The 7,459-nt window shown below is 56.3% G+C and carries 7 protein-coding genes and 1 pseudogene; 2 read left to right on the top strand and 6 right to left on the bottom strand.

Going from position 1 to position 7,459, the window contains the following annotated elements; genetic code table 11:
• Positions 1 to 34 precede the first annotated feature (34 nt).
• From ACIQ2T_RS10810 to ACIQ2T_RS10790, 5 genes and pseudogenes are all read right to left on the bottom strand, one after another.
• Positions 35 to 196, bottom strand: a pseudogene (locus ACIQ2T_RS10810) (IS3 family transposase); the annotation flags it as partial.
• Positions 197 to 303: 107 nt separating this feature from the next.
• Positions 304 to 1,107: a tyrosine-protein phosphatase gene (locus ACIQ2T_RS10805; protein WP_397590815.1), complete on the bottom strand. Its 804-nt coding sequence runs from the start codon at positions 1,105 to 1,107 to the stop codon at positions 304 to 306.
• Positions 1,104 to 2,177, bottom strand: coding sequence for a phosphotransferase (locus tag ACIQ2T_RS10800; RefSeq protein ID WP_397590814.1), 1,074 nt, complete (start codon positions 2,175 to 2,177; stop codon positions 1,104 to 1,106). The genes ACIQ2T_RS10805 and ACIQ2T_RS10800 overlap by 4 nt, the downstream gene beginning before the upstream one ends.
• 427 nt (positions 2,178 to 2,604) lie before the next feature.
• Positions 2,605 to 3,849, bottom strand: coding sequence for a hypothetical protein (locus ACIQ2T_RS10795; RefSeq protein WP_397590813.1), 1,245 nt, complete (start codon positions 3,847 to 3,849; stop codon positions 2,605 to 2,607).
• Positions 3,846 to 5,075, bottom strand: a complete 1,230-nt coding sequence (locus ACIQ2T_RS10790; protein WP_397590812.1) for a sulfotransferase family protein — start codon at positions 5,073 to 5,075, stop codon at positions 3,846 to 3,848. The genes ACIQ2T_RS10795 and ACIQ2T_RS10790 overlap by 4 nt, the downstream gene beginning before the upstream one ends.
• 169 nt (positions 5,076 to 5,244) lie before the next feature.
• Here ACIQ2T_RS10790 and ACIQ2T_RS10785 point away from each other — a divergent pair, with 169 nt between their 5' ends.
• Positions 5,245 to 5,553, top strand: a complete 309-nt coding sequence (locus ACIQ2T_RS10785) for a hypothetical protein (protein WP_397590811.1) — start codon at positions 5,245 to 5,247, stop codon at positions 5,551 to 5,553.
• A 369-nt stretch (positions 5,554 to 5,922) separates the two neighbouring features.
• On the opposite strand, the gene ACIQ2T_RS10780 is transcribed toward ACIQ2T_RS10785, so the two are convergent.
• Positions 5,923 to 6,726 (bottom strand): SDR family NAD(P)-dependent oxidoreductase, encoded by an 804-nt coding sequence (locus ACIQ2T_RS10780; protein WP_397590810.1) that lies wholly within the window; start codon positions 6,724 to 6,726, stop codon positions 5,923 to 5,925.
• A 241-nt stretch (positions 6,727 to 6,967) separates the two neighbouring features.
• On the opposite strand from ACIQ2T_RS10780, the gene ACIQ2T_RS10775 reads away from it, so the two are divergent.
• Positions 6,968 to 7,231, top strand: coding sequence for a hypothetical protein (locus ACIQ2T_RS10775; protein WP_397590809.1), 264 nt, complete (start codon positions 6,968 to 6,970; stop codon positions 7,229 to 7,231).
• Positions 7,232 to 7,459 lie beyond the last annotated feature (228 nt).

Below are 7,459 nucleotides of genomic sequence, written 5' to 3'. Positions count from 1 at the left end.
TGACCGGCCCCCACTGAGTGGTTCGACCTGTTTGTTAGCGCATGATCGCCTCCTTGGCCAGTGTTGGCCGAAGGTGGAGCGCAGCGGAACCGGAGGACGGCACTGGCCAAGGATAGGCCTCTGGCGCAGGTAGACGGTAGCCCAGCGATCTGTCCGGCCTGACCTTGCTATAATGTTGTCGCAATGCCTCGATCAGCCGTTTGCAGATTGAGGCAATTTTTGTGCAGAAAATCCCTGAAAACCGCACAAAATATCGGCCGCGGTCGAACGGATGCATTTGCTCTGACAACTGCTAATGGTCCGTTAGTCTTCCAGCACAAGGCTGCGCAACCGATCGATCTGTGTCGGATCAAGTCCATGGGCGCTTTTCAGATAGCCACCAATATCGCCGTGCCGCTCTTCTATCGCAGCAAATGTTGCGTCGATATAGGCTGGGTCAGACCGCATCATCGTCCGCCAGACCTCTGGATCGACTTCCAAGAGATAAGCAAACGGACCGTCCGGATCGATGTGGAAGAGCTGTCCCGACGGGTCATGCAGGCGTTCTGTCAATGCGTAATCCTGCCGGATCAGCTCGTGATCCGCCCCTAGTGCTGCGAGCAAGATCGCGCAGACAACGCCCGTGCGATCCTTGCCGGCAGTGCAGTTGATCAGGACCGGTGCCTTGCCCTCAAGCAGCAGTCGCAGCGCCGCGGCAAGCCCGTCGTGCTGCTCGTTGGCAAGCTGGCGATAGGATTCGATCAAATGCAAGCGCATCGTAGCGGCATTGGTGACGGGATCCCGCAGTATCCGCACAATATCGCTACGGCTAAGTTCATAATCCCGAGTCCAGTATTGCAATCTGCTGGTTAGGCTCTCGGGAAACGGTAGGTCGGAGCGTTCCTCGCTGGTTCGCAAATCGACGATGGCCGACAGACCGAGCGCGTGAAGTTGCGGCAGGTCTGCCAAGGTAATCCCTCCGGGGTGTCCGCCGCGATAGATGATGCCTTGCTTCACCCTTCGTCCGTCCGCCATGCGATAGCCGCCCAGTTCGCGAAGGTTACGCGCACCCAGGATTTCGACCACCCACGCGCCAAAGCCATTCTCGGTGTCGAAGCGCCGGATCACACGCCGAGCGCCCCGAACGTATCTAGATCGCTCACCGCCGCGCCAAAGCAATCACCTTCTGCGGTCACGATCTCGATCGGTTGCATCTCCTCGGGCGTAAATGGCCACATAAAACCATGCATAGCGTGGCGACGATAGGCAGACCAAGCGTCCTCAAACGACGGCGGATTGGCTACGCCATTTGCAGACAGCGCCGCAAGATAGCCGGCGATCAAATCCTTTTCTGCGTGGCGCCGGTCCTCCACTTTGAGGTTGCCGATCGTCGAGTAGGCGACATCGTGCATGTAAGGCCCTTCCTGCCACGACTGCCAGTCAAGATAACCCGGCGTCCCGTCGGGCTCGAAGAACATGTTGCCCAGGTGCGCATCGCCGTGGGAGAATACTTGCGGCACTTCGCGGCCACGTGCCCACTGGGTGCGCAGTCCGGCCACGACCCTATCGCGGTCGCGATAGGGACCAACATAGGCTTGGCAGCGACGATGATGGATACATGTTTCAAAGTATTCGGGGCGCAGCATCTGCATCACGATGTCGCTCGCGGCTTCCCAGGCAGTCGAGAAGTTCTTAAGTTGCTTAAGTTCCGGTGATTCCCACCACTTGGCATGCATTCTTGCAAGCATTTCCAACGCCTGCGCCTGCTGGTCGATCGTGATCATGCCCTTCGAAGCGTCACCGAATGTGGCGTTACGGGCCGCTAGGTCTTCAAGAAGGACAAGCCCCTGGACCCCGTCTTGCCAATCTGACCAATAGGCCTTGGGTTTGTTTAGATCGAGCCTCTGGCCCCAGGTACCAAAGAACTTGGCTTCGTTCACGAACGAATTGTCGTATGTGTAATCATGCCTGATGAAGCCGCCCTTTAGCCACATTGTCGGAGGCAAAAGGTGCTGGTGTCCGGCCTCGTTGTAGCTCAGCAGCAACCGCACCTTAGTAGCAGTTCCGGCGATGACGGTACCAATGTGCGCTTCGCGCACCACGGTGCCTGGATAGCGGTCGCATAATACAGATGTCAGCCATTCGGCCGTGATTTCCTCGATTTTCAGTGGCAGTCGGCAGGATGGCAATTCGATCATCTTCGGTTATCCTCATGTGGGGAATCTGGCTGTATTAAGATCTAACTTAGTATTCTGATTATCGTTTTTGGCAAGCCACAGCTTTGTTTGCATTGCCTGCTAGCGCTCACCTCTTTTTCACCAGTTCATAAGAGGCGAGCGGGCCGATCCTGGCGACGACGCCATGCTTTTTCGGAAAGGGTTGGCGTTCCCTGCTCCAGCCGCGATTGTATCGGGACCCATTGAAGGGGACGATTTGCAATAAAGCGGTGGTTCTCGGAGCACCCATATAGAAGTTTAAATGACCATTTTTGGGGGCAAAACAGAACCGCTGCAACTGTGGCAATGGCAGCTGCTATCCGCGCAGCATCGGAAGCCTTCGAGATCTCGTTAGTCTCCTTGCTGATTATGGCGATTTAACTTTGTTGTGTTGTCATAATCAATTGGTTCAATTGTCGATGCGGCGTTGATAGGACGCGATGCGCTTCTCCAGTCTAGCTTTACGCTGGTCTGCATCGACCCATACTGTATCCGCGGGCAGATCTTTCATCAGTTGGCTATAGGTCGACATCTTCAGCGCTGCCGCTGGCGAGCCATTGGCAGGTTCTTCAGCCAAAGCCTGCCAGCGTAGTATAGTAAATACCTTTTGCACGCCGCCGGTATCCAGCCAGTTTGCAACGCCCGGATCCTGCCTCGCGACTACGACACGGACGAGTCCGTCACTGTCGACAGACGATTGCGTTGCAGTCAAGCTCGATTGGCGCCGGTGATAGTCGAGCGAACGATAGAGCCATTCGGTCAATTGTACTCCGACATAACCCGCGCCAGCAGGGTTATACTCCAATATGGCGACGTTATCTTCGTCAAGTTCGAAATTGCCAAGTGACAACGCCTGAGTGACCAACCCCCCTCCTCCACGGTTAGTAGTCGGCGGAATGATGGTGTTGGGAGCGATACCGCTCCAGACATTTTGGAACCAGAAGTATAGGTGAAAATCGTCTGCCATGCGGAAAGCCGCGCGCGCCGCCATTTCATCCAAACTGATCGGAGCTGCCTTTGCGGCTCCAAGGCGTTCAATCTCGAGTTGCAGTGGCGTTTCGGCGGCCCAGTCCATCATAGAATCGCGCACGAATAGAAACTTAACCTCGGGCGTAGTGGTGAGGTGGTTAACTCGCCCGTTCGCAGGCTGATCGTCAATAGTGATGACGAATTCGCCGTTCTCGTTAAACACCATGTCATGGTCTTCTAGGGTATAGATTGTGCGCGACGTTCCGTAATTCGCGGTCAGCGTGAACGAGATGTTGGCGGGCTTTTGATCAAAAATGCGCCCCGTGATCCGATAGGCGGTGCCGTGCGCAATACCCGCCAACCGATAGCAATTGTCAGGATTGTCACCGCCGGTCCGCGCGCCTGGCACGTCATGGCTGAACCAGTGGTGTGCAGGCATGAAGTTGCGCACAAAGCGGGGGTGCTGGGCGTCGCTTGCTGCCGCCTTGAACAGCCAGTTTGTGGCATACTCATCGCAGAACGCTGGAAGCAAAGGGCGGGATGCCTCTGGCAGGCGATCGGCAAAGCCCATGGTAAAGAGCCGTTCAACCAACGCACGCGCCGCCTTTACGCGTTGGTCTTCCCACATCGCGACTACGGCACGTTCCGCTGCAAATTGTCCCGGATTTGCTATTGTATTGCTCATGCCCGGTTCTCCCGCTTAATGCCAAAATGATTTATGTAACGCGCAAAGGCAGCATCGATGGCGTTTTCATCAAGTCCAAATTCAGCAAGTGTATAAATACGTGCCGGACCTTTACCGTGATGGTCTGTGTCAAGGTACCTGAGCATCGCTTCCCTCGCGGCACCGTTGAAACTGATATTGAATTGGTCATAAAGCGCAGCAACGGTTTCGATTGGCCGCGCAGTCAGTTCGGCGAAATGAATGTCGGCAATGTTCTCGTCCTTGCCATCGCCAAGACGCATGTCGAGATAAGCATTCATCGCAAAGGACCATGCCGAAAGCTGGCCCGGCCCGACGAGCTTGGGATCGCTTGCTGTATCAGAAAACACCTTGCGCAGCGCCAAATACAGGCTGGCGATTGATGGGATAACCTTGCCGGGATCGCGATGGTTCACATAAAGTTTCGCATCGGGGAAGGCCATGCGCATTTCCTTCCAGCAAAACAAGTGTCCGGGCGCTTTGAGGGCCCAGCGGCCACCGGGCTTGATCGCCTGAAGATATTGCATGACGCCTATTTGCCAGCGAAAGGCGCTATTATTCTTATCAGCAATGATCGCCTGATACTCTGGGACATTCCAGTAAACGCTGTAAAGCGAACCGCAGTCGCCTTCTTGGGCGAAAATACACTCGTCTGGCTGATCGGAATAATGCGGGTGAATGGCGGCTATTGAACTATCCAGAAGACCCTGAAAGCCCAGAATGTTCTGAAACAAGGCGTTCCGTTGGTCATCTTCCGGTGCAGGAAAGGGGGCTGGCATTGCTACTTCATAGGAACGCAGCACGCGATTGGCTGGGTCTTGCGCCAGTAATCCATGCAGGAAGGTCGTTCCGGCTCTTGGTAGGCCTGTTCCGATCAACGGGGCAACGATCGCCTGATCCTGAACCCCGCTTGTCGCGTTGCGGGCATAAATATAACGGAGCCGCGATACGAGCATCGTGAACAGGCGGCTGTGCGTGCGGTCACGCCCATGCGGCGACACTTGCCCAGTCGCTTCGATCGCATTGCAAAGTATGGAAAAGTCGTGGCGGAATGCGTCTTCATCCCAGCGGCGCCCCCCCCAATCGGACAAACCCGTCGCCAATTCGGCATCACGCATAAGCGCGGCACCCGAAAGTGACACCGAATAACCTTCTAACGCTGTTTTATAGGGGCCTGCGTTAATCGGCACGGCGACGGCCTTATTCATTTCGACACCCCCTCCCAAGCCTCTGACAGACATATGCATGTTTATGCACCTTGGCGATCAACTATCACGACTATGTTGCTGGACAAGCCTAAACTAACAGCATATTTCGCTACTTGTTGTTTACCAGCAGTCGCTTGCGTCCAAGCGGCAGGTTTTGCAGGAGTTGAATATGAAATCCCAACAACAGCTTCTGGTAAGCTCGAAATCTCTGCCAGGTCGAGAAGAGGAGTATGTCTCTTGGTATCTCAACGAGCACATTGCAGATGTTCTCGCCGTACCAGGTTTTAACAGCGGGCAATTTTTTCGATCTCTTGATGCGTCCGGTAAAGACTTGGGTGAATTCAAAGCGCTGTATCAGGTAGATGCCGAGGAACCTTCTGTATTAATCGGCGCGTTGATGGGGCGGATTGGCGAAATGCATGTCTCGGCCGCGATTGATCCTGCGAGTGTGACATTCACTTTTCTTGTGCCGGCCTAAAAATCCCATATCGTCAGCTTCGCAGTCCAATAAATCGCACTGGTTTATAAACAGCTTGGAGTAAACCCGAGCTTGGTTCCCGCTCCCCATGGCCCTAACGCTGAAACTGTGTTCTAAGTTTAACGCATGTTACTATTTGGGGTCGTCTCTATCGCTGGCATGTAACATCGCGTGACTGACGCGAATTGCCCGCTGATTGGGCAAATGGAAGTTTAAACTGAGTTGTACAACTGTCAGCTTATGGGGAAGCGATTCGGCGGTTATACCGAATTTCCCTGGCCAAGCTGCACCCGCGCTGATGCAGGGCCATTCAGGCGGGGCGGCGCCAGGCCAAGCTGCTTTCCAACGAGGCCAGACTCCTTGCGCCTGTCAAACCTCGATGTCCTTGTTCTTGTGATACAGGTAGGTCAGCAGGCCGACCGGGATGCGGCTTCCGCCGGTGGCCTGGATCACGCTTCCCGAAATCCACGCAGCTTCATCGGACAGCAGATAGACCGCAAGCGGCCCGATATCATCGACATGGCCCAGCCGCTGGAGCGGCACCGTTTCCACCTGGCGGCGGCGGCGGGCCGCGCTGGACATCGAGGACGATTCCTCGGTGAGCACCACGCCCGGTGCAATCGCATTGACCCGGATGCCGAGATGCCCCCATTCGACCGCGGCCGTGGCGGTCAGGTTGTCTACTCCCGCCTTGGCCGCCCCGTACTGGGCCATCATCGGGCCAGGCTGGGAGCCGCTGCGCGAGGTGATGTTGACAATGCTGCCGCCGTCATTCGCCATGGCCCGCGCAGCCGCCTGCATGGCAAAGAACGTCCACTTGAAATTGAGGTCGACAACCCGGTCCCACTGCCCCTCGTCGATCTCGATCATGGGCCCGACGTCCGCGGTATTGGCGCTGCCCGCATTGTTGACCCAGCCCGCGATCGTGCCAAAACGCTCCTGCGCGGCGCTGACGATCTCGTCGATCGCGCCGAGCGCGGTGATGTCGCCGGGCACGACCAGATGTTCGGCGCCGATGGCCGCAAGTTCCGCAGCGGTCCGGGCGAGCGGTTCGGGCGAGCGTCCGGTTATGACGACATCGGCTCCGGCACGGGCGCAGGCGCGGGCAATTCCCCGGCCGATCCCTCTGCCCCCGCCGGTCACGACAATGGCCTTTCCTGTCAGTGAAAACATCTGCCTCTCCCCTTTTTTCGCCGGTGCCGCCAAATCAGTGCACCGCCGCGCCCTGGCAAGGGTCCGCCGTCACAACATGAGGCACGCACTGCGGCAGCTGCAATCGAATTATCCGACATTCCGCAGATAGACGGTCGATCCGTCGCATCCGAGAGCAATGTTGCCGGACAAACGTGCTTGGCGCAACTCATCGTTGTGATTTCCTGGCCGATCGCGCCGGACGGGCATCATAAGAAGCAGCATGGGCAGACTGCTCGCGGCTCTGGCGCTGCTGATTGCAGTATCGATCCGCCATTGGAAATATTATGACGAGATGATGTTGCAGCTCAGCCGCGATGCCGGTAATATTCCCTTTTCTGGCGTAGGGTCGGTGACGCTGATATGGGGATCCGCATCATGGCTGGGGCTTGTTACAGCGCCAACGCCGCTTGCGCTAACATCGGGGGGATTTTTGATGGCCATCTTTGTCGCCAGCGCCCGAAAAGGATTAATGCAGCCACGCTGAGTTATTGGAGTAGTTAAAGGTCTACCCGAAGGTCTGCAGTGTTGTCGTGAGCAGACTGTCCGCTTTGCGCGCTCGTCTATCCGAGAGCTTCCTGTCCGCAACCGGCCCTATTCTGTTGAAAAACTCCGCTTGAAGAGGGGAGCATGTTCTGATTCAACGTAACTGTAGTTGGGAGTTATGCTGATGATGGGCGAGCGAACGGTGATGCAGGAAGCGCTGTTTTACAGC

Origin of the sequence: Sphingorhabdus sp. (assembly GCF_044357595.1) — a bacterium.
Taxonomy (GTDB): Bacteria; Pseudomonadota; Alphaproteobacteria; order Sphingomonadales; family Sphingomonadaceae; genus Sphingorhabdus_B.
Note: the sequence above shows the minus strand (reverse complement) of the source record. Positions and strands in the feature narration are given on the sequence as shown.